At 59.8% G+C, this 20,847-nt stretch carries 11 protein-coding genes; 4 read left to right on the top strand and 7 right to left on the bottom strand.

Annotated features, from left to right (window positions below):
• The first annotated feature begins 145 nt into the window (after window positions 1-145).
• The 4 genes from Mal15_RS17420 (at window position 146) to Mal15_RS17405 (ending at window position 8,785) form a co-directional block, all read left to right on the top strand.
• Window positions 146-2,578: a pre-peptidase C-terminal domain-containing protein gene (locus Mal15_RS17420; RefSeq protein WP_199773676.1), complete on the top strand. Its 2,433-nt coding sequence runs from the start codon at window positions 146-148 to the stop codon at window positions 2,576-2,578.
• A gap of 150 nt (window positions 2,579-2,728) precedes the next feature.
• The gene (locus Mal15_RS17415; RefSeq protein WP_147868937.1) at window positions 2,729-5,197 is read left to right on the top strand and encodes a DUF1549 domain-containing protein; all 2,469 of its coding nucleotides are present in this window, start codon (window positions 2,729-2,731) and stop codon (window positions 5,195-5,197) included.
• Between the two features lie 247 nt (window positions 5,198-5,444).
• Window positions 5,445-7,430: a c-type cytochrome domain-containing protein gene (locus Mal15_RS17410; protein ID WP_233902854.1), complete on the top strand. Its 1,986-nt coding sequence runs from the start codon at window positions 5,445-5,447 to the stop codon at window positions 7,428-7,430.
• A gap of 344 nt (window positions 7,431-7,774) precedes the next feature.
• The gene (locus Mal15_RS17405) at window positions 7,775-8,785 is read left to right on the top strand and encodes a PIN/TRAM domain-containing protein (protein WP_147868935.1); all 1,011 of its coding nucleotides are present in this window, start codon (window positions 7,775-7,777) and stop codon (window positions 8,783-8,785) included.
• A gap of 416 nt (window positions 8,786-9,201) precedes the next feature.
• Here the strand turns inward: Mal15_RS17405 and Mal15_RS17400 are convergent, their stop codons facing one another.
• The 7 genes from Mal15_RS17400 to Mal15_RS34140 form a co-directional block, all read right to left on the bottom strand.
• A complete protein-coding gene (locus Mal15_RS17400; RefSeq protein WP_199773675.1) occupies window positions 9,202-10,362 on the bottom strand; it encodes a transposase in 1,161 nt (386 codons plus the stop codon).
• Between the two features lie 224 nt (window positions 10,363-10,586).
• Window positions 10,587-12,125: an anti-sigma factor family protein gene (locus tag Mal15_RS17395; RefSeq protein WP_147868934.1), complete on the bottom strand. Its 1,539-nt coding sequence runs from the start codon at window positions 12,123-12,125 to the stop codon at window positions 10,587-10,589.
• On the bottom strand, window positions 12,122-12,778 hold the full coding sequence (locus tag Mal15_RS17390; protein WP_233902853.1) for a sigma-70 family RNA polymerase sigma factor: 657 nt from the start codon (window positions 12,776-12,778) through the stop codon (window positions 12,122-12,124). The genes Mal15_RS17395 and Mal15_RS17390 overlap by 4 nt, the downstream gene beginning before the upstream one ends.
• A 102-nt stretch (window positions 12,779-12,880) precedes the next feature.
• Complete coding sequence (locus Mal15_RS17385) at window positions 12,881-13,966, bottom strand: lysylphosphatidylglycerol synthase transmembrane domain-containing protein (RefSeq protein ID WP_147868933.1); 1,086 nt, start codon at window positions 13,964-13,966, stop codon at window positions 12,881-12,883.
• Window positions 13,963-16,632, bottom strand: coding sequence for a hypothetical protein (locus Mal15_RS17380; RefSeq protein ID WP_147868932.1), 2,670 nt, complete (start codon window positions 16,630-16,632; stop codon window positions 13,963-13,965). Before Mal15_RS17380 ends, Mal15_RS17385 begins: the two co-directional genes overlap by 4 nt.
• 391 nt (window positions 16,633-17,023) lie before the next feature.
• Entirely contained in the window at window positions 17,024-17,944 is a 921-nt protein-coding gene (locus Mal15_RS17375) for a DUF4339 domain-containing protein (RefSeq protein WP_167546877.1), read from the bottom strand.
• A gap of 5 nt (window positions 17,945-17,949) precedes the next feature.
• Window positions 17,950-20,841, bottom strand: coding sequence for a hypothetical protein (locus Mal15_RS34140; protein ID WP_167546876.1), 2,892 nt, complete (start codon window positions 20,839-20,841; stop codon window positions 17,950-17,952).
• Between the last annotated feature and the right edge of the window lie 6 nt (window positions 20,842-20,847).

The raw sequence follows: 20,847 nt of genomic DNA, 5'->3' as shown, positions 1-20,847 counted from the left end.
TCGGGCCTGATGTGCGAGTAGGCTTCTAGACGCGTCAAAACGGGCTGGAAGCCTATCCCACTTTTCCCTTCCCGAAACGAAACACGCCTGGACGATGCAGGCGTGATTGACCCCGCCTGCCCCTCCTATCGGTTCTGATTTGACGATGAAACAATCCACTGTGATTCGTTCGCTCGCGGCAATCTTGCTGGTCGCACTGACGCTGGTCGACAATGCTTCCGCGACGATACCCGTGGTCACCAGTCTGCAGCCCCGAGGGGTGGTCCGCGGTGAAGAAACCGTCGTGACGTTCAAAGGCACCCGGCTCAGTGATGCCTCGGAAGTCCTCTGCGACTTGCCGGGCATTGAGATCTTGGAGGTCAAAGCGGTCGACAACAGCACCACGGAAGTCAAACTTCGCGCGGCGGAGGACCTGACGCCGGGGTTGTATCCGGTCCGATTGATCACCAAAAGCGGCATCGCAAACCTCCGGCTGCTCGGTGTCGGCGCGATGCCCGTTGTCGCGGAGGTGGAACCGAACAACGACTTCGCCGCACCCCAAACGATCGCATTGAACACGACGGTCGACGGGGTGGTCAAACGCGAAGATTTGGATCACTACCAAGTTGAATTGAAAGCCGGCCAGACGCTGAATGTGGAAATCGAAGGCATTCGTCTGGCACATTCGCTCCGCAACCAAAATATCCTTGACCCTTACGTTGCGATCCTTGACGAAGGACGCTTCGAAGTCGCCTCCAGCGACGATTCGTCCCTGTTTCAGCAAGACGGTTTTTGCACGTTCACGGCTCCGGCGGACGGCAAGTACTCGATCCTTGTGCGTGACAGCTCGTTCCTCGGCAGCGATCTGGGCGTTTATCGGTTGCATGTCGGCACGTATCCCCGACCGGTTGCCGTGATCCCTGCCGGTGGCCCTCCATCAAGCGTATTGGATGCCAAGCTGATTTTGTCCGACGGTAGCGAACGATCGGCAAAAATCCCGCTGCCCAGCGAGAACTACCCGCAGTGGGGTGTGACGACTGAGGACGAAAACGGAGTCACGCCGTCACCGAACTGGATTCGCGTCAATGAGTTGCCCGTTGCGATGGAGCAAGAGCCGAATGATGACCGGACGAAAGCGCCGGTGGTTCCGGTTCCCGGTGCGTATTGTGGTGTGATCGAAAAACCTGAGGATTTTGATTGCTTCACTTTTGAAGCCAAAAAGGGGACCAAATACCGCGTCGAGGTCTTTGCCCGCAACGTGCTACGTTCACCGCTCGATGCCGTTTTGAACGTGTTTGATCCGAAGCATGCGACGATCACGTCCAGTGACGACAGCCGAGGTATGGTCGATCCGTTCCTCGAGTTTGATGCCAAGGTCGATGGCAAGCACACCGTTCGCGTGTATGACCATCTGCGGGGCGGCGGACCGACATACACCTATCGCATCGAGGTCAGTATGCCGACGCCGGCGGTCAACCTGACGTTGAAAGAACTCCGCCGCGACGAGGCCGAAGTTGTTTCCGTCCCGATCGGCGGAAGCGTGGGGATGGTCGTTTCGGCCGCCCGAGATCGATACAACGGCGAAGTCAACCTGTCGTTTGAAGGGCTGCCCGAAGGCGTGACCGCGACGACGTTCCCGATGCCCGCCGGTCGCCCCGAAGTCCCCGTTCTGCTGACCGCCGCTGCGGACGCGACCCACAACGCCTCGCTGTACACGATTTTTGCCAAAGGCGATGACAAAAACCCGCTGGTCGGCGGCAAGCTGTCGCAACATCACAAGATGGTGTTGGGACAAAACCGTCGCGAGATGTGGGGCTACGACACCGACCGCGCCGCGATGGCGGTCACTGACGAAGTGCCGTTCACGTTGGAAATCGTCCAACCGAAGACGCCAATCGTGCGTTACGGCAGCAAGAACCTGAAGGTGCGGATCAATAAGAAGGAAGGCTTCGACGAACGGGTCTCCTTCCGGACGCTTTACAACCCGCCGGGGATTTCGATCAACAACAGCCGCTACATCGACAAGGGAAAGACGGAAATCGAGATTCCGATCACCGCCAATAGCGGTGCCGGAATCGGAACCTGGCCGATCATTTTCGTAGCCACCTACGGCTCCAAGACCGGATCGGCGACGACCGCGACACCGCCGATCATGTTGGAAGTCCAAGACTCGATCTTCAAGTACTCGTTCCCCAAGAGTGCGGGAGAACTGGGCGCCGAAGTGAGCGTGTCGATTCCGATCGAAGTTCTGCGTGAATACCCGGGAGAAGCCGAAGTCGAATTGGTCGGCATCCCCGCCGGCGTCACCAGCCCCGCGGCGAAGCAACCGATCAAACCGGATTCGGAAAGCGTGACGTTCCCCTTGGTCATCGATGCCAAGGCAAAAGTGGGGACCCACAAGACGCTCAACTGCATCGCGAGGGTCAAGGTCGGTGACGAAACAATCGTCCAGACCAACGGGACCGGCGAACTGCGGATCGATAAACCCTTGCCGCCGAAGGCCGACGCTCCCGAGCCCGCAGCCCCCAAGGCCGCGCCGCAACAACCCGCCAAGCCGAAACCGCTCAGCCGACTCGAACAACTTCGGCAAAAGAAATAACGACAAAACAATGGCACTGGCCCGACACGCCGATGCCATCGTTTTTTACCCCACCACAGTTTTGGTGCTTGGTGATTGATTCCACCAGGCGACTCGACTCGACACGGATAGCGATCTGATCGAGTGCTCCCCCAAAAACGCGTTTTTGACATGAAGATTCGCCCCGCTGCATCCTTGTTGCTCCTGACCGCTCTGGCAATGCCGTCGTTGGGGATCACACCCGCCGACGAGGCTGCGTCTCGTTCTTCGGATGCCCCACGCAAGCCGGACTTGGCGGTCTATCCGCCGGAAATCAAACTCAACTCCGCTCGCGACTTTCAGTCCTTTGTGGCAGTGATCCGGCGCGATGACGGGATCACCGAAGACGCCAGCGACCGAGTGATCTGGAAGATCGCTGATGAATCCAAAGTCAAACGTGACGGATTCCAATTGCTGCCACTGGCCGACGGCACGACCGAGTTGGTCGCCGAGTATCTGGGAACCGAGATTCGGATCCCCGTTACCGTCTCCAATTCCCAGGTCAAACCGCCGATCAGTTTTACCAACGACGTGATGCCCGTGCTGACCCGCTCAGGCTGTAACACGGGTTCGTGTCATGGTGCCGCGCGAGGTAAGGACGGGTTTCAATTGAGCTTGTTCGGGTTTGACCCCGACGGCGATTACATGCGAATCACTCGCGAAATCGGTGTTCGCAGAATCAATTTGGCGTTGCCCGCCGAAAGTTTGTTTCTGAAAAAGGCGATCGGATCTGTCCCGCACACCGGCGGAAAACTGTTCGATACCGATTCGGATTATCACGCCACCGTGTTGGAATGGCTGTCCGACGGAGCGCCCGCTGATCCGGCCGACAACAAGCCGCCGACCGTCGATTCGGTCGCGATCTATCCCGAACAGGCCGTGATCGAAGGCGAAGGTTCCACCCAGCGGTTCGTCGCCGTGGCGACCTACAGCGATGGCACGACTCGTGACGTCACTCGTTTGGCCGCGTTCACCTCCAACAATTCCGGCACCGCTGCGATCGACGACACCGGCAATGTGACTGCCGGTCGACGCGGTGAAGCCTTCGTGATGGCACGCTTCGATACCCACACCGTCGGCAGCCAAGTCCTGGCCCTGCCGACGGACTTGCAGTACACGCCGCCCCAGGTCACCGGAAACTACATCGATCAATCGGTGGGCAAGAAGCTTCAACAATTGAGGATTCTGCCGAGCGGATTGTGCAGCGATGAAGAGTTTATTCGACGCGTCACGATCGACATCACCGGGATGCTGCCGACCGAGGAAGAGTATCGCAGCTTTGTCTCCGATCCCGCCGACGACAAGCGTGCCGCCTTGGTCGACCGATTGCTGGAGCGAAAGGAGTTCAGCGAAATCTGGGCCATGAAGTTCGCGCAGCTGTTGATGATCAAAAGCACGAACCAAGTCAGTTACAAGTCCGCATTTTTGTACGCGAACTGGTTGACCGATAAATTTGCCAAGAACGTTCCCATCGACCAGATGGTTCGCGATCTGCTGACCAGCACTGGCGGCACGTTCAATTCGCCGGCAACCAACTTCTACGAAATCGAACGCGACACGCTGAAGACGGCCGAGAATGTGGCCCAAGTCTTCATGGGCATCCGCACCCAATGCGCCCAATGTCACAACCACCCGTTCGATCGTTGGACGATGGACGACTACTACGGGTTTGCATCGTTCTTTTCACAGATCGGACGTAAGAACGCTGAAGACTATCGCGAAAAAATCATCTACAACCGTGGCGGTGGCGAAGTCAATCATTTGGTCACCAAGAAGCCCGTCCCGCCGACCTTCCTCGGTGGCGAGTCGCCTGACACCCGCGGAAAAGACCGCCGCGCCGTGGTCGCCGAGTGGCTGACCAGCCCCGAGAATCCGTTCTTCGCCCGGTCGATCGCCAACCGCGTGTGGGCACACTACATGGGCGTCGGACTGGTTGACGAAGTCGATGATATCCGCGTCAGCAATCCGCCCAGCAATCCCGAACTGTTCGATCTTTTGGGCGAAAAGTTGGTGGAATACAACTTCGACTTCCGCCGCCTGGTTCGGGACATCTGCAACAGTCAGGCCTACCAGCGCAGCAGCGATACGAATGAAACCAACGCGCACGACAATCGCAACTACGCTCACGCGATCATCCGCCGCGTCCCTGCGGAAAGCTTGCTGGATTGCATCTGCCAAGTCACCGAAGCACCAGACAAGTTCACCGGTTTGCCGCTGGGGGCCCGTGCAGTACAGATCGCCGATGGCAAAACCAGCAACTACTTCTTGACGACCTTCGGGCGTGCCCCGCGTGCGACCGTGTGTGACTGTGAGGCATCGACCGATCCTTCGCTTTCGCAAGCTCTTCACCTGCTCAACGGCAGCAGCGTCAGCAGCAAGGTCGCCCAGGGGAACAAGATCAAAAGCTGGATGGAATCCGACAAGTTGACCGAAGAACAGGTGATTGATCGGATCTATGTTCGATGTCTCGCACGCAGCCCGTCGGTCGATGAACTGGCCGAATTGAAGGCATCCGTCGACAAGGCTGAGAACAAGATTGCCGCCCTGGAAGATATCTTCTGGGCGGTGCTGAACAGTCGCGAGTTTGTGTTCAATCATTGACACCGCGTCCCGCTTTCCGTTGTGACACTCGAAGCCTCCATGCAACGTCAAGGAAACGCTTTCCTTGTCGAGAGAGTCGAGCGGAGCGACGGGGATGGGAAGCGACCTGACAACGAAACCCTAGAAAACGCGAACGCACGAAGATCGACGCGGAGGTTTTCGAGCGATGTTGACTAAACTGAAACGCGTGCCCTTTCCCGCCTCACTTTCCCCCGCCATGTCTTCCGGATCTACGATGGTTCGATCTATGCCCGCTCGCTTCGTTTTGCTGTTTGTCGCTGTCGCGGCGGCTTCTGTCGGCCAGGCCGCCGAGGAAGCGCCGAAGAAAGTGACGTACGAGGATGACGTCAAACCGATCTTCCGGCAGTATTGCTTGAACTGTCACCAGCAAAGTGACAAGAAGGGAGGGTTGGCGCTCGACACCTTCGGTTCGGTGGTCGAAGGTGGCGGCAGTGGCGAGGTGGTGTTCGACGATGGTGATGCCGAAAGCAGCCGGCTGTGGCAGTTGGTCAATCACGACGACACGCCCGTGATGCCGCCCAACCAAGACAAGTTGCCCGCGGACAAGCTGGCGGTCATCCGAGCCTGGATCGAAGGCGGGATCTTGGAGAATTCGGGTTCAAAAGCCAAGGCAAAGAAAAAGAATGCGTTGGCGTTTGTCGCGTCGTCCGGTGGTAAACCCGAAGGCCCCGTGGCGATGCCCGAGACGCTCCCGCTGGAAACGCCCGTCGTGACCTCGCGGGCCGCCGCGGTCACCGCGATTGCCGCCAGCCCCTGGGCCCCGTTGGTTGCCGTTGCCGGGCAGAATCAAATCGTGATGTACCACAGCGACACGGCGGAGTTGTTGGGGATCCTGCCTTTTCCCGAGGGTGTCGCGCAAGACATTCGATTCAACCGCGACGGTTCGTACTTGATTGTCGGCGGTGGAGAGCACTCGGTGTTGGGAATCGTTGCGATCTATGACGTCAAGACAGGCGAACGCGTCGCGACTGTGGGCGATGAACTGGACATCGTGTTCGGCGCCGACGCCAACGAAACGCTCTCGCGCGTTGCCATGGGGGGGCCGCAAAAGATGTTGCGGATCTTTGATGTCGGCAGCGGTGAGAAATTGTTCGACATCAAGAAACATACCGATTGGATTTTTAGTGTCGCCTACAGCCCGGATGGAGTGCTGTTGGCTTCGGGAGATCGCTCCGGAGGGCTGGTGGTCTGGGAAGCCGAAACGGGGCGAGAGTACTTGGATCTGGCCGGACACAAAGGCGGTATCAATTCGATCGCGTGGCGCGATGATTCCAACGTCTTGGCCAGTGCCAGCGAAGACGGAACGGTCAAGCTGTGGGACATGAATTCGGGCAAGGCGATCAAATCGATCAACGCCCATGGAGGCGGCGTGACGGCAGTGTCGTTTGATCATCAAGCGCGGCTGGCGACCGCCGGGCGTGACAACCGGGCCAAACTTTGGGACGCCACTGGCAAGGAATTGAAGTCGTTCAGCCACGGCAGCGAAGACATGTTGGAAGTCGCCATCACCCATGACGGCAATCGAATGGTCTACGGAGACTGGACAGGGGCGGTGTTCAATACTCCGGTCGACGATCCCAACGCGATGGTCCGAATTGCCGCCAACCCGGAACCGGCCGCGAAACGGGCCGAGGCGGTCAAGACGACGCTGGTGTCCATCCAGGAAAAGTTAACGCCGGCAAAAGCAAATTTGGACCAGGCGAACGCTGCGGTTGCCGCGGCTCAAAAGTCATTGGCCGACTTGGATCAAAAGATTGCGATGCTGAACAAGCAAGCCGCTGAGAGTGACGAGGCGGCCAAGAATACCGAGCAGGCAAGTGCGGCATTTGACGAGCAGCTCCCGGCGCTGACCACTGCGATTCGCGACCTGCAGGATGAAGTCACGGCGCTGCGGGTGGCGTTGAAAGCCGATGCGTCCAAGATGATCCCGTTGGCCGAGTCGGAAGAGAAGCTCGCGGGCAAGTTGACAGAGATGGCCAAACAACGTCGAAACCGCGTGGCGATGATCGATGTCATCAAGACGCATCAGCAAACCGCCGCGGCACGAAAGGCCGAAGCGGAAAAGTTGGCCGCCGGTCGAGCGGAATTACAAACGAAGCTCGATCAAGCTCAATCGCTTGCTCAGGCGGCGAAGAAGGCACACGACGAGATTGCCGCGGCCGCGTCGAAGGTGCAATCCAAGATGGATCGTTTGTTGGCGGAGATCCAGTAACGGGTCAGTCCAGCCTGTCGGGATCGAAGGGGTGGATCGGCTTCCGGCCTGTCATCGCGGCATCGGTGATGCCGCAACGCTGACGTTTCCGGTTGGTCAAGGATAGCGTTTGTTCATCGGTTGACAGACGGATTGTCTGGATCGGCGAGCGCCGCAATGCGACAATTCTCGCGTTTCTGTGGGTTTTGCGGGCACTTTCTTCCTGTCATGGGGTTTCGAATTTCGAGTCCCCTTGGGGACCGATCGCCGCGTCATTTAGACTGGGGCATTGGCCTACAGGGGAATCCGGCGAATCGAAACCTCCGGAACCGCCCCAGCAATTGATCCTATGACGAACGAGTCTGATGGAACTGATCATCCTTCGATGTGTTTTCTTACTTTGCGCCGGCGGGGTGTCGTGGATCATCAACACGGCACTCCCGAGTGACGCCGACGTCAACCCCTACGTCGTGTTCGCGGGGGTGATGGGGGTCGCAGTGGTCGCGATCATGGGGGATATTTTTATTCCCCGCAAACGGATCGATTCGATTTCGGCCGTGTACTTCGGCGTGTTGATCGGGATCTTGCTGACATACATCTTGTGGATCGCGATCGCGCCGCTGTTCGCTCAATCCTTGCTGGTCGGCAATGCGGTGAAGCTGATCATGGGGATGCTGTTGTGCTACGTCTGTGTCAGTATTCTGATCCAGACAAAGGACGATTTTCGATTTTTGATTCCGTATGTCGAATTCGTCCGCGAAGTGAAGGGGTTCAAACCGTTGGTGTTGGACACCAGTGTGGTGATCGATGGGCGGATTGCGGATCTGGTCAACACCGGTGTGTTCGACAATCAGCTGATCATGCCGCGGTTTGCGCTCAGTGAGTTGCAGGCGATCGCCGACAGCAGCGACAAGTTGCGGCGTGTCCGTGGACGTCGCGGATTGGACGTCTTGAATCGGATGCGTGCCGACGACAACGTCGACCTGATGATTTTCGACCGTGACCTGCCAGAGTTGGCCGGGCAAACGGTCGATTTGAAACTGGTCTTGTTGGCTAAGCACCTGGAAGGGAAGGTGGTCACTGGCGATTTCAATTTGAACAAGGTAGCCAAGCTGCACAATGTTCCGGTGATTAACTTGAACGAGATCAGCAACTCGCTGCGACCGGTCTATCTTCCCGACGAATCGTTTAACGTGAAGATCATCAAGCCCGGTGAGGGGGCTGAGCAGGGCATCGGCTATTTGGACGACGGCACCATGGTGGTGGTTGAAGGGGCCCGCAACCGGATCGGCCAAGAGTTGGAAGTACGAGTGACGAGCACGTTGCAAACCAATGCCGGCAAAATGATCTTCGCCAAGTACGAACCCCGCGGCTAACCCAAAGCAATCCCCATCCGCATCACGCCTCCCCTCCAAACGGTGCCACCCATCAACCAACATCCAAACGGTGCCACCCATCAATAACATCCAAACGGTGCCACCCATCAATCGTTGGCAAGCCTTGTGGGTTGCCAGGTGGAGGCCCTGGAGCGGAGTAGAGCGGGGGGCGAAGCCACACCGGTGCTGCTTGGAAGTTGAACGTCTGATCATCCAGGAAATCGTCGAGAGACTTAACCGCTGAACAGATGGCCGCGCAGACGATCGCGGCCGCGCATCGACGGTTGGTGATCAAGGCTCAGACGCGTCGCCCTGCCCTCGTCACTCCCTTGCGGCCGACCGCGGGACTGCCGGAAAGTGTTCCGCCGCGTGACCCACAGCGATTCGAAGGCGTCACCTGCCGCACACCATCACTTTCACGCGGCGAAGCATTGGGCGACGCTCCGCTGCCCCTTGGACCAGTGACGGCCGGTCGATTCAGCGAACTTGCCCATCGCGCTCGGTGATCCCGCGCAACAGCTCTGGCCAAAGTACCGCTTGAAGTTCCATACCAAGTCACGCCACATCGACAGATCGATTCCCAATCGGGTCAGCACCGACTGCATGCCCTCGGGAACTTCGCGCCCCGACCCTTCGTCACTTTGCTTGGCCGTCCACCGCAGCAGCTTCAAATAGTCGCCCCAGTCCAGATCCAGAAACCCCTTGTCACTGGCGCGCACGCCGCCTTCGCTGAGCTCTGGGTCACTCGCCGGCTTCTTCCCCAGCCGAAACGGCGCCAGCCAGCCGTCACGCCGAATCCGCTTGCCGGACGGATTGACGTGTTTCTTCTTGCGTCGCTCCTTCAACGCTTCGACCGGCGTTTCGCGAATCGTTTTCCCTGCCTCCGCCGTGTCAACGGGAACCAAGTCAAACGCCGCTGAGTCGATCTGGTCACCTTGATCTGCTTTGATGCGGTCGTAGGCCGAGGTGTGAGGGGCCTGATCCGGCGTTTCCGCCATCGCCGCTCGAACCGGATTCAGGTCCACGTACATCGCACAGGCCAGCAAGCCCGCTTCATCGGCAATCGCCTGCGCCTTGAAACGGCCCTCCCAGAACCGTCCCGTGCATTCATCCTGTTTGTTGGCCATGCGGGCGATCGGTTCACTCAGTGCACGCATGAACCAGGACAGATCCGACAGTCGATGTCGAATCTCTGCCAGCCTTTCCTTGTCACGTGCCAAAGTGGCGACATCATTTTCGGTCGGTTCGGCGAGGTGTTCTTCCAATCGCCGCCCGGGGAAGACTCTTAGCCAGCGAATCGCGACCTCCTGATCCGACCAGGCTTGAACGACGTCGGGGCGATTGCGAAGGATCAGGTGCATGTGATTGGAGAGGATGGCGTAGGTCAGCACATCGACGCCAAAAACCGAAGCGAGGGCCTCCATCCGCCGCCGGATCCATTCACGGCGAAAGCCGTAATCCTTTCCGGTCTGCGGATCCACGCCGGCCAGATAGGCCCTTCGCACGCACCGCTGCACGCAGTGCATCATCGAAATCTCCGCCGGATCAAACTGCTCCGACCGCAATGCACGTCCCATAGCACCCTCCCCAGTTCGAGCGTTCCGATTCTACCACCTGTCCACGGTCAGTCAATAGGTGGGTGGCACCAGAGGTGATAGATCGATTGGTGGGTGGCACCAGATGGGATTGGTGGGTGGCATCATGCGAGATGCCCCGTTACGGGAAATCGAAATGTAGTGCCAACTTTTTAGGGCCGACACCGGAAAAAGCGGTGTTTACGCCGCGGACTGGGGAAGTCGGGCTAGCGGCGACCTTGGCGTCGGCCGGGGCGATAGTAGATTGCTTCCATGATTTGGTCCGGGGGGAGCAAGTCTAAGACGTCAGGATCGTCACGTTCCCGATAGCGGTCCAACGGCGTCGATTCGTCGGCTTGAAACGCCGGCGAGTTGCGACGGAGCGATTCGATGGCCCAGGTCCGCAGCGTGTCGTTGACGGCGACCATTTCCCCGGCTAACTCCGTCGAAAGGCTTGTCAACGCACTCAGATCATTTCGTGCCTGATCGTCCAGCAACGTTTTTAAGTCCTGGTACTCTTGGTCGGTGATCGGCGGAATCCTCGGCGGAGGACGTCGCCCCGGATCGCGTGACGATGCTGACTCGGAATCGTCGGTGGGGGCAGCAACCGGCCGCCCGTTGCTCGGCCCGCGCGGTCCACCTCCGCCAGGGCCCCCACGCAATCCACCCCCGAACCCGGAGAACCCTGGTCCGCGTCCCCGGCTCCGCCAATCCGGATCGTCGACTAAGGACCGAAGCATGAAGTATTCCGCCCATTGCTCGTCGCGGTCCTGTTCCTTCAGCATGGTTTTGGCGCGTTCTAAGGCAGCCGCCAATCCGGGGACCCGCTCCAGGCGTTCATTCATCAAGAGCTGCAGCCACAGATAAATCCGGTCCGAAGTTTCCTCGCTGATCAGCTTTCCGGAGTCTCGGGCCAAGTCATTCATGGTGATATCGATCGCCAGATCGATCGCGTTTTGACGCACGGCTTCATCGGGGCTGAACAAGTCATCGCGGAGTTCTTCGCCGACGCTTTCGATCCAGACGGAGGCCGCCTTCATGGTTCGCAACAATTTCTCGCTGTCTTTCGCCTTGTGCACTTCATCGGCGATCCGTCTCATTTCTGTTTTGGCTTCGTCGCTGAACCCCCGATAGGCTTCCCAGCGGACGACCAGCTTTTCGCGGGTTTCGCTTGGCAGCGATTGCAGTGCCGCCTCGCGATCTTGCAACGGGATCTCAGCGACGACGCTTGGTGGGGCCATCTCTCGCCGTCCGACCTGCTCCATGGTCTCGATCATGTCCTGCCACCGAGGGTTGTAGGCGAGCTGGTAGAACAACGAGAAATTGTCTCCTAACTTATAGGCCTCATGGTCCTCGGCGATCGCCAGTTCTGCCAGATCATTTTGCAACGCGATTCGGTTGGCGATCGAAACGCCGATCGCGCCGGCGGCGAATGCGACCACAACCAAGGCGACCAAGCTGACTCGTTTCCAGCTTTTGCCCAGCCAGCCGGGTTGTTCCTTCTTGCCGGGAATGATGTCGGCGACCAGCAGTTCGATCGTCGATTCGACCAGTTTTTCGTTGTTGGGTTCGGTGGGCAAATCATCGAGCCATTCCCACCCGGTTTGCAAGGTCTGCAGTCGCCGCTGGAATGCGGTTTCGGCGACCAATCGTTTCTCGACGGCTTTCCGCTGTTCATCATCGAGTTCATCGTCCAGGTAGGCAACCAACAACTCGTCGTCGGGATCGACCGGCTGGTCATCGGTCAACAAGACACTTTCGCTCATGGTTCCACCTCGCTCGGGATCATGCCCGCCTCGATATAGGGCTGCAAGATTTCACGCAAATTCACACGGGCCCGACTGAGCAACGATTTGACCGCTTTGGTGGTCAGCCCCATCGTCTCAGCGATTTCGGCATAGCTGAGATTTTCAAACCGCGACAGCATCAGCGCCGTGCGCTGCCGTTCGCCCAATGATTCGACCGCTTGACGAACGATCGCGCCGCGTTCACTGCCTTCGACCAACCGGCCCGGCATCAGCGAACTGGCGTCCAAGGCGGTGGCGGCCAAGATGCCGACCGCCCGAGACCCGTCCGCGGTCGCCGGCGCATCGATCTCGTTGACTTCTTGACGCCGGCCCTGGCTGCGTGTCGCGTTTCGGGCCACGTTGGCCGCGATCGTGAACAACCAGGTCGAGAATTTGGCGCCGGGTTCGTAACTGTGCCGAGCCCGAAAGACACGCATGAACGTCTCTTGCGCCAGATCCTCCGCCAGATCCGGCTTCGGCCCGATCGTCCGCATCAATCGAACCAGCCGCGGTTGGTACTTGCGCAGCAGTTCCTCAAACGCAACGGCATCATCGTTTCTGACGCGCATCATCAACCGGACGTCGGGGTCCGATTGTTGGTAACGCAGTGCGGTGGATTCACTAACAGCCAAACGACCGGGGACGCTAAGAGAAATGAAAAATCGGCATCGATGCCTGCAATCGAGCCCTCTAGTCTATCACGATGGAACCCGCCCCAGCAGTCCAGGTTTCGTTCAATCGCTCCTCAGGATGGATTCCCGAACCCGATGGGTGAGTGTAATCCCGACCACCGCCAGCATTTCGACACCGATGAACAGCAATCTCGCCAAAATCGCGGCCAAAAGTGCGTGAGAACTGCCGATCACCGGCGCCAAAACCACCGCCAAGGTCAATTCGCGGACGCCCGCACCGCCCGGCAACAAGGACGCAAATCCCACCACCATTGCCAGGGCGATCGAAGCCGTCGAGGCGGCATGGCGGACCGTTGCCGAGTAGCCTGCCGGATCGCCCGGAAGGCTTTCGACCAGACACGCAAACGAGGCCCCGATCAGCACCCACGCCAAGCCCTGCCACCACCAGGCAGCGAGGAAAAAACGCCAGTCGTGGCTGACCGCAATCGCAGCGAATTCCGCGCCCGCGTCGCGATCCTTCTCCGCCGACTCGGTCTGTTTCGAGTTGACTTTGCCTACCACTCGCTTGAGCACCGGCGGCAGCGTCGGCAGCGTCGCCGCGATGCCACCCAAAAGTGCACACCAGGCGATCCACCGAGCCACGGGCAACAGGAAAATCAAACCTCCTGCCACCGCCGCGCCGACCGCCATCATCGTCAGCGTTTCCAAAAACACGGCAATCGTTCCGGCGACCAGAGGAACCCCCGCGCTCGCCAGCCGGCCAGCCCGGATCACCACCACCATCGCTTTGCCAGGCACGTACTTGCCCAGGTGCCCGACGACTTGGGCCGACAACACATCACGCAGCGGAGCCCGATAGCCCAGCACCCGCGTCCCTTCATACAACACCAGCCCACCGGGAATCAGGCTGATCCCATAGAAGGCGGCGGCCACGCCGATCTTTGCCCAACCGAGATTCTCGATCGCGGGGACGGAGGACCGTGCCGACACCAATTCGCTCTCGATCCGTTGACGCTGCGCGGACGTCTCGGCGGAGTCGATCGCGGCTTCAAGCGCCTTGACGCGCGCGATCGCGGCGGATTTCTGTTGACTCCACTGCCCGACAGCAGTGCGTGTGGCCAGGATGAGTCCCACAATCACGATGATCGCGATCAACGCCCGCGCAATTCGCTTGACCTTGGGGCTCATTCGGCATCCGGATATCGGATGGATTCTTTGCGTAGCCGCACTTTCCACTTCTTGACGACTTCTTCGCGCCGGCTGGCGACTCCCTCTTCGGGTTTGAAGAACAAGGTCGTGCCACTGATGTCGCGCAAGTGCTCCGATGCCAGGACGCGAACCGGCATGGACGCCGACTCCAGGTCCGCGACCAGTTCCGCATCGCCGCCGGTTTTCAGTTGATCTTGTGAGTACCCGGTCAACAGTCGAAATAGTGTGTCACCATCGGCGTTGTCCATCGCTTCGTTCTGCCCCGCGATTGCCGTCCGCACCGCCGCGGCATCCTCCACGCTGCGGTCCATCATTTGGCGGACCGCAGCGAGGTGAGACGACCAATACAGTCGCTGCTTGGGGTTGCTGAATAAGCCGTCGACGCCGAAATAGGCCGAAGCGTCTCCGAGCGCGAGCATCGTCTTTCCGGCCAACGCTGCCACCTCGTTACGACGAAATCCCAACGCGACGCGCAACGACAGCAGCAATGAATCGGAATCATCGCCGCGGACCAACTCCAACAGGTCGCCGGCCGCTTCGGATTCCAGCGAACCGGTGTCGACTTCGGGATCGATCCATGACGGCAATCGTGGCGGTTGAGTCACCACGTTGACGCCGGCGTCGGTAGCGTCAAGGTCGAGTGTGACCTGTCCGCCCGCCGGAATGTCAGCGGGATTCCCATGACCGGTCATCGAAACATTGCCTGCGACACAGGTCAGTACCACCGACGTGCGATGGTTCTGCGGCAACATCGGATCGGCGCTCAAGGGGCGATGATGCTGGACGTCAAACGCAAGTGTGGCCTGTCCCGTTTCGGTCTGGGCCAGGATCTTGGTTTGGCCGACGGTCATCGCAAGACTGTTTCCCGGCTCGGCCAATTGGACGATTCCTTTGCCGAACCGAACATCGACGTTCACCGTCGCTTGACCTGACTCCCAGCGGATTTCTGTCGGTCCGACCAAGGTGCACGTCAGTGATTCATTGCCCGCGATCACAAATTCGGCGCGATACTCCGGACCGCAGACCACCACGCTTCCCGGGCCGACCGCGGATTTCGGCGCGATCAACGCCCATTTCGTTTCGTCGACCCGCTGTGCGACCAGCGCGGTCTCCGACGCCAATGTTGCGATCTCCTGGTCCACACCGGCCGGATCTGCCGCGTCTGCACCGGTCGTCGATTCCATCCCGTCCGGTTTGGGTTCGGGGGAAACCGCAGCGGAGTCTTTCGAATCCGGAAGCGCCGCGACGCGCGGGTCGGCCATGGCCGGCGGCAACGGCGGGCCGTCGGAATCTTCCATCACAATCTCAGCAGCCCCGGATTGTTGCGGGACGGGAGAAGCTGGTTCGCCGACATCGCCCTGCGGAGGCACGGGGGCTGGGACTGGCGGTGGGACCGGCGGAGCATTGGGGTCAACCGTCGGCTCCACCGTTGTGGCGGCCGTTGAACGGTCCGCGGATTCAGCGGCGGAATCGGGTTCTGAGGAATCGACTTGAGCGGAACCGTCGCTGGTCTCCGCGGCCGCACTGGATGGTTGTGGGGTGACCGGTTGCGGATCCGGTGCCGGCAACATCTCCGGATCGATCTGCATGGCATCTCCGATCCCGTCACCGATCGAGCCGCTTGGGGGCTGATCAGGTACGGCAGTTTCGGACGCATCGCTCGGTGACGGTGCCTCGCTCGCGGAATCGGCGACGATCGCGTCGCCGTTGGCCTGATCGTTGCTGGATTGAGCGACCTTTTGGGGGCCCAACAAAGGCGCAAAGATGCGACTGATCGCGAATAGCAAGATCCCCACCAGCGCCAGGGAAACCAGCCACGGCGTGATTCGCGATGAACGCACTTCACCGTCATAGAAGTCGGACCGTTCCAGCTGTCGTAAGGGTCGGTCGCCCGCCAGCGGTGGTGCATCATCGAGCGCCATTCCGGCTTCGGCAAATTGGTGTGACTGTTCTCGGAGTTTTGTCGCGGCCTGAAAGACGCCACTATCTCCGGCTCCGACCGGCTGAACGTCTTGCGACGGAGTCGCCCGTGGATCCGTCATCGGCTCAGACGCGGCAGAGGGAAACGAGCCGACATCGGCGTCCGCGCCCCCGCTGGGTAATTCGCTTGCCGCCGTGGCTGCCACCGCGGTCTCATCCGTGGCGTCCGAGAGATCGACGCCCGAGTAGCGGGGACCGATTTCGCCGGCGATCACCGGCGACGCGCCGCCGCTGACCTGGCCCGGTTCCGATGTTGAATCGGGATCGACAATGTTTCCTTTGTCATCGACCATCGCCAGCACGCGTTCACGCAGACGATCGGAGGCTTCGGCGGGACGACCCAGGACCATCGTCAAGATCTGGTGACAGGCCGCCGCTTCGGCCAGATGCGGCAGCGATTCCAAACACGCTTTTTCGATCTCCGCAATCTGTTCCGGCGCAAGCGTGCTGTCGAGAAAGTTGCTCATCATGTTCGGCTCCTCGATCGGGTGAACCGAATCGGGAGCGGGAGCGGACAACGACGGATCGGCGACCGAACTGCGGATCCGCTGAACCAGTTGCGTGGCGAATCCGCTCTGCTCCACCTTCTGCCGCAGGATTTCGGAATCTTGGGGGTCGAGGGTGTTGTCCAAATAGGCCAGTAGGGTTCGCAAAGTCAGACGCATCGTGGTCTCATCACCTAACAGAGGTTCGGGAAGTCACTCGGTTAGTGGCCGCCCGCAGCGAGTCCCGTGCAAGAAACTGGAATTTTTTTGAATCAACTCGTCGGGACCTGTCCTGGTGGGACCTGTCCTGGTGGGCTGCGTCCTCGTTCCAAGGCTCTGCCTGGGAACGCGCTGTCGCTGTGGCTCCCGCCACACGCGTGCGGGCGAGCGGAGGCGGAGCCTCCGGAAACTCCCGTTCCCAGGCGGAGCCCGGGAACGAGTGAGATGGCTCCCGCCACACGCGTGCGGGCTACGGGAGGCGGAGCCACCTGGAACTCCCGTTCCCAGGCGGAGCCCGGGAACGAGTGAGAATCTCACGGGCTCGTCTTGATCGAAAAGCGACGCTGTCCAGCTACGCCAGCACGTTGGTGATCGGGACGTTGGTCGCCAAGGCGGTGATCAGGACCAGCAACAGAATGCCCAGCCAAATCATGACGGCGACGGAGGTCAGCAGCCAGAATTGGTTGACCGTTCGGGCGGCCATCAGAGCGGCGATCGCCGAGGCGGATTGTGCGGCGGCCTTCAATTTCAGTGAGGCTTGGACCGCCATGACGCCTGAGATGGCAGCCACACCGCTGAGTGAGATTCGGATTGCGGCGGACATCGTGTCCGATTTCAGCCTTCTGCCGCCCTGATTGAGCGCGACGATCTGGCCGACGATAAAGATCGCGGCGATGATCAGCAAGCTGATCCCGAACGCCATGATCAGCGCGTGGTGTTTCGCAATCTCGGTCGACAACGCCCCTCCGTCGGCCGGCGGGGTTTCGCTGGAAACGTGGCTGACCGTCGGGGTTCCGCCGCCGGGGGCGGCACCGCCGAACAATTCGGGAATCGCTTCGGCTGCCGGCTTCCACGTTTGCATGCCGTTTTTCCACACCAGCGAGTCCTTCTTCAGGATCTTCGCCTCGCTGTACAGACGCATCTGGTCCATCGACACCGGACCTTGTTTTTCGCCGTTGACGTGGGCGTACCACTGCGCGGTCGCGTTATCGTTGGCGGCCGGTGCGGTACCGCCTCCGTCATGCGACCCTTCGCTGCCGGGCGGAACGCTGGAGGCCGAGGCTGCCATGTCGCCGGCCATGCCGCCGCTGGGAGCAGCCCGGGGAAAGAAATTTCCGAACTCATCGGCCTTCATCCAGCTCAGCCCGTCGCCGGACAACTCATGCATCCGAGTGACTTGGCCCCTGCGGACCATGTCCTTGACCTTGTCCGGTGTCAGCGGGCCGATGGTTCGACCGCGGAAGCGAATGAAGACGCGTTCGATTTGAGTCATGCGATTCAGTACGGAAACAAAAACAGGGGGCGTCCCGGGACTTGGTGCACGGGATTGGGAGTCAGTTGAACATGGCCTTGTTGCACTTTTCCGACCGGAAAAAACGACGTCTCCGCGTCGCCCTCTCGCGCCGCCGCGACGACGTACAGGGTGCCGTCGGCTTCGGGTGTGCCGCCACGAAGATGATACTCGATTTGGCCGCCGGCGGATTTCGACAAAAAGCCGACCCATTTAAGGCGTTCCGAGGCGACTTTTTCGTACTCGCTGAGCGGGTTGGCAAAGCGTCGATAGGCGACATTCAACTCGGCCATGATCACCTTTCGCAATTCCGGATTGAGGTCGTAATTGGTCGGACGCGACTGGTGCCACTGCTCGCGAACGCTGCTCCGTCGCACCAGCGCACGCATCGTCAGCGGGATCATCTGTTTCAGGTCTTCGCTGCCGCGTGTGGCGGCATCCAGCAGGTAGTAGATCAGCCATTCCTTGATGATGCCGTCGAGTTCCTTTCGCTTCATCACCTCGCTGACCTGGATCAAGAAGGTTTGTTCCCACTTGGTGTCGAACCCGATCGCCTGTTTGGATTTCTGGTCGACGACCTGGCTGATCGACCGCATCGGTTCCTCGACGACCTTGGGCAATGGTCCCTGAAAGGCGCGGTTTCGGACGCCGCCCAGCGGATCGGAAACCACATCCACACCGATGCTGCCGGCCCGCGACATGCGGTCGGCGTTCTGTTCGGCAAAGGTCTTGTAGATCAGGTGCGATGTTGTACCAGAGGGGCTTTCCGCATCCGGGATCGGCAACGTCACCAGACGCGACAGGGGGTGTTTGGAAATCAGCCCAAAGGCACCGCTGAGAATCACTCTGCGACCGACGATCTCTTTCATCGTTTCGATAAAGTCGGGCATCGCCGCGAGCACCGGATTCGGATAGGCCAACGCCTGAATTTTTTCGGCCGACTCGATCAACCCGGACGCCTCGGTGGACGTCACGCCGTCGTTCAGCTTGGTGGCCAAGGCGTCCAGCCAGGCGTTGGTGCGTTCGACGTTGAACCAATGATCTTCTTCGTCGATCACGGTGCGAAATTCGACGAAGTTGGTGCGTGAGACGGACTGGGTGGAGAAATCACGCAGCCGATCGGAGTAGACTTCCAGCGAGCGAGAATTGAGCAACGAATCGATGGCGTCGTCACGCTGTTGCGAAACCATGCTTTCGTCTTTCATCCGCTTCAGCGTCGAATCGACTTGCGAACGCAATGTTTCCTGTTTCGCACGGGCTTCATCGGACCCCAGTGGGAATTGATTGGGCAGTCGAACGATAGACGACAGCAATTGTGCGATGGCTTGACGGTTGGCGGCGGAGCTGCCGCGTCGGGACAGTTCACCGAACTGTCGTTGCAACTCGGCGATCTTACCGATCATTTCATCGGACTGCCGCATCGCTTCGCCGGCCCGATAGGCCTCTTTGCGTTTGCGGAGATCGTCGACGCGTGCCTGTTCGCCGGGGCTGGCCGCCAATTCATCTAACTGCGGCAACAGGATTTCATCGATCAACGCCGGGTCATCGTTGCTGGCCTGGGCGATCAGCTTGTCAAACAACTCCTGTCGTGATGCTTCCTTCTCCACGGCCTTTTTCGCGGTCGCCTGCATCGCGACCATTTTCGGCAATTGCGCGACTTCGGGGTCGGTGGACAGGACGGAGTGGTAATAGTTCACTGCCGCGTCGTATTGCTCGGCCGAGATGAATTGGGTCATCTGGTCGACGGTTTCTTGTTGTGCGGTTTGTTTGCCCGACGACGCGAGGAACATGACGACGCCGACGATGGCGACCAACACGACGGCCGCGACGCCGCCAGCGATCAGCATCACCTTGCGTTTGGCTTGCTTGGCCGGTTGATTGGCCAGCTCTTCGACACGATGCGTCAGGTCCTCCGGCAACGGTTCGCCGAACCGCGATGCCTGGTCGTAGGCTGCCTGGACGTCTTCGATCGGCGAGTGTGCCTGGAGCTTGGATTCCAGAGTGGCCATCGCCTGTTGGCGTTCGCTTTCCATCACCGCCTGGCGATCCAGGTCCTCCAGCCACTGCATGGCCGCCGCGACCGACGTCTCCAGGTGGGCGGGGACGCTCACCTTGTGCTTGGCACGCACCGCTTGCCAATGCGCACGCAAGCGTCTGGCTTCGGCTTCGTCGCGTTGTTCAAACGCCGCGTTGATCTGGGGCGCCAACGCAGCCAGTTCGGTCTCCTGGGATTGTCGCACATGGGCTTCGGCGGCGAACGAACATTGATCGACCAATCGAGAGGAGGGGGCGACGCGCCAGTTGCCGGCGGTCAGCTCCTGATTCAACTGATAGAGGTACGCGGAATCTTCCTGTTCCAGCGCGTGTTTGAGTTCCCTGTCGATTTGGCTTAGCCGGACCTTTTCCCATTTTTCGACGTCGTCTTGCCAGACACTGTTGGATGAATCGACCCGCGCGATTTGTCGCAACGTGCGCAGGCGAACCGCCAGCGGAGCTTTTGCGATCGCCAACCGACGGTGCCGTCGCAACAGGGCATCCAGTGGCAAGCTTTCAATGATGGCTTCATTGATTTGCGCCACGTAGTCCTGATTCAGTTTGGGCGGCAACGGGATTCCCATGAACTGCAGGATCTCGTTCCATTCGTCCCACTCGGGGAATTCCATGTCGGCCGCCGCGTCGAGCGCGTTGGGCGTCATTTCGACGCGTTGGATCGCCTCGCTGCGCAGGCCTTTGCGCAGCAACATCACGGCATCGTCGAGACGCTGATTGACCTCCTGGACTTGCGTCCGGTAGGAATCAGCCAGTACACGCATTTCGTCTTCGGCAATCCCGTCGCGTTTTTCAAGCGCGCGTCGAATCTTGTCAACGGTCGTTGGCATGGCAAA

This window comes from Stieleria maiorica, from assembly GCF_008035925.1.
In the GTDB taxonomy this organism is placed as follows: domain Bacteria; phylum Planctomycetota; class Planctomycetia; order Pirellulales; family Pirellulaceae; genus Stieleria; species Stieleria maiorica.
This window is presented reverse-complemented; position numbering and strand designations above follow the sequence as displayed.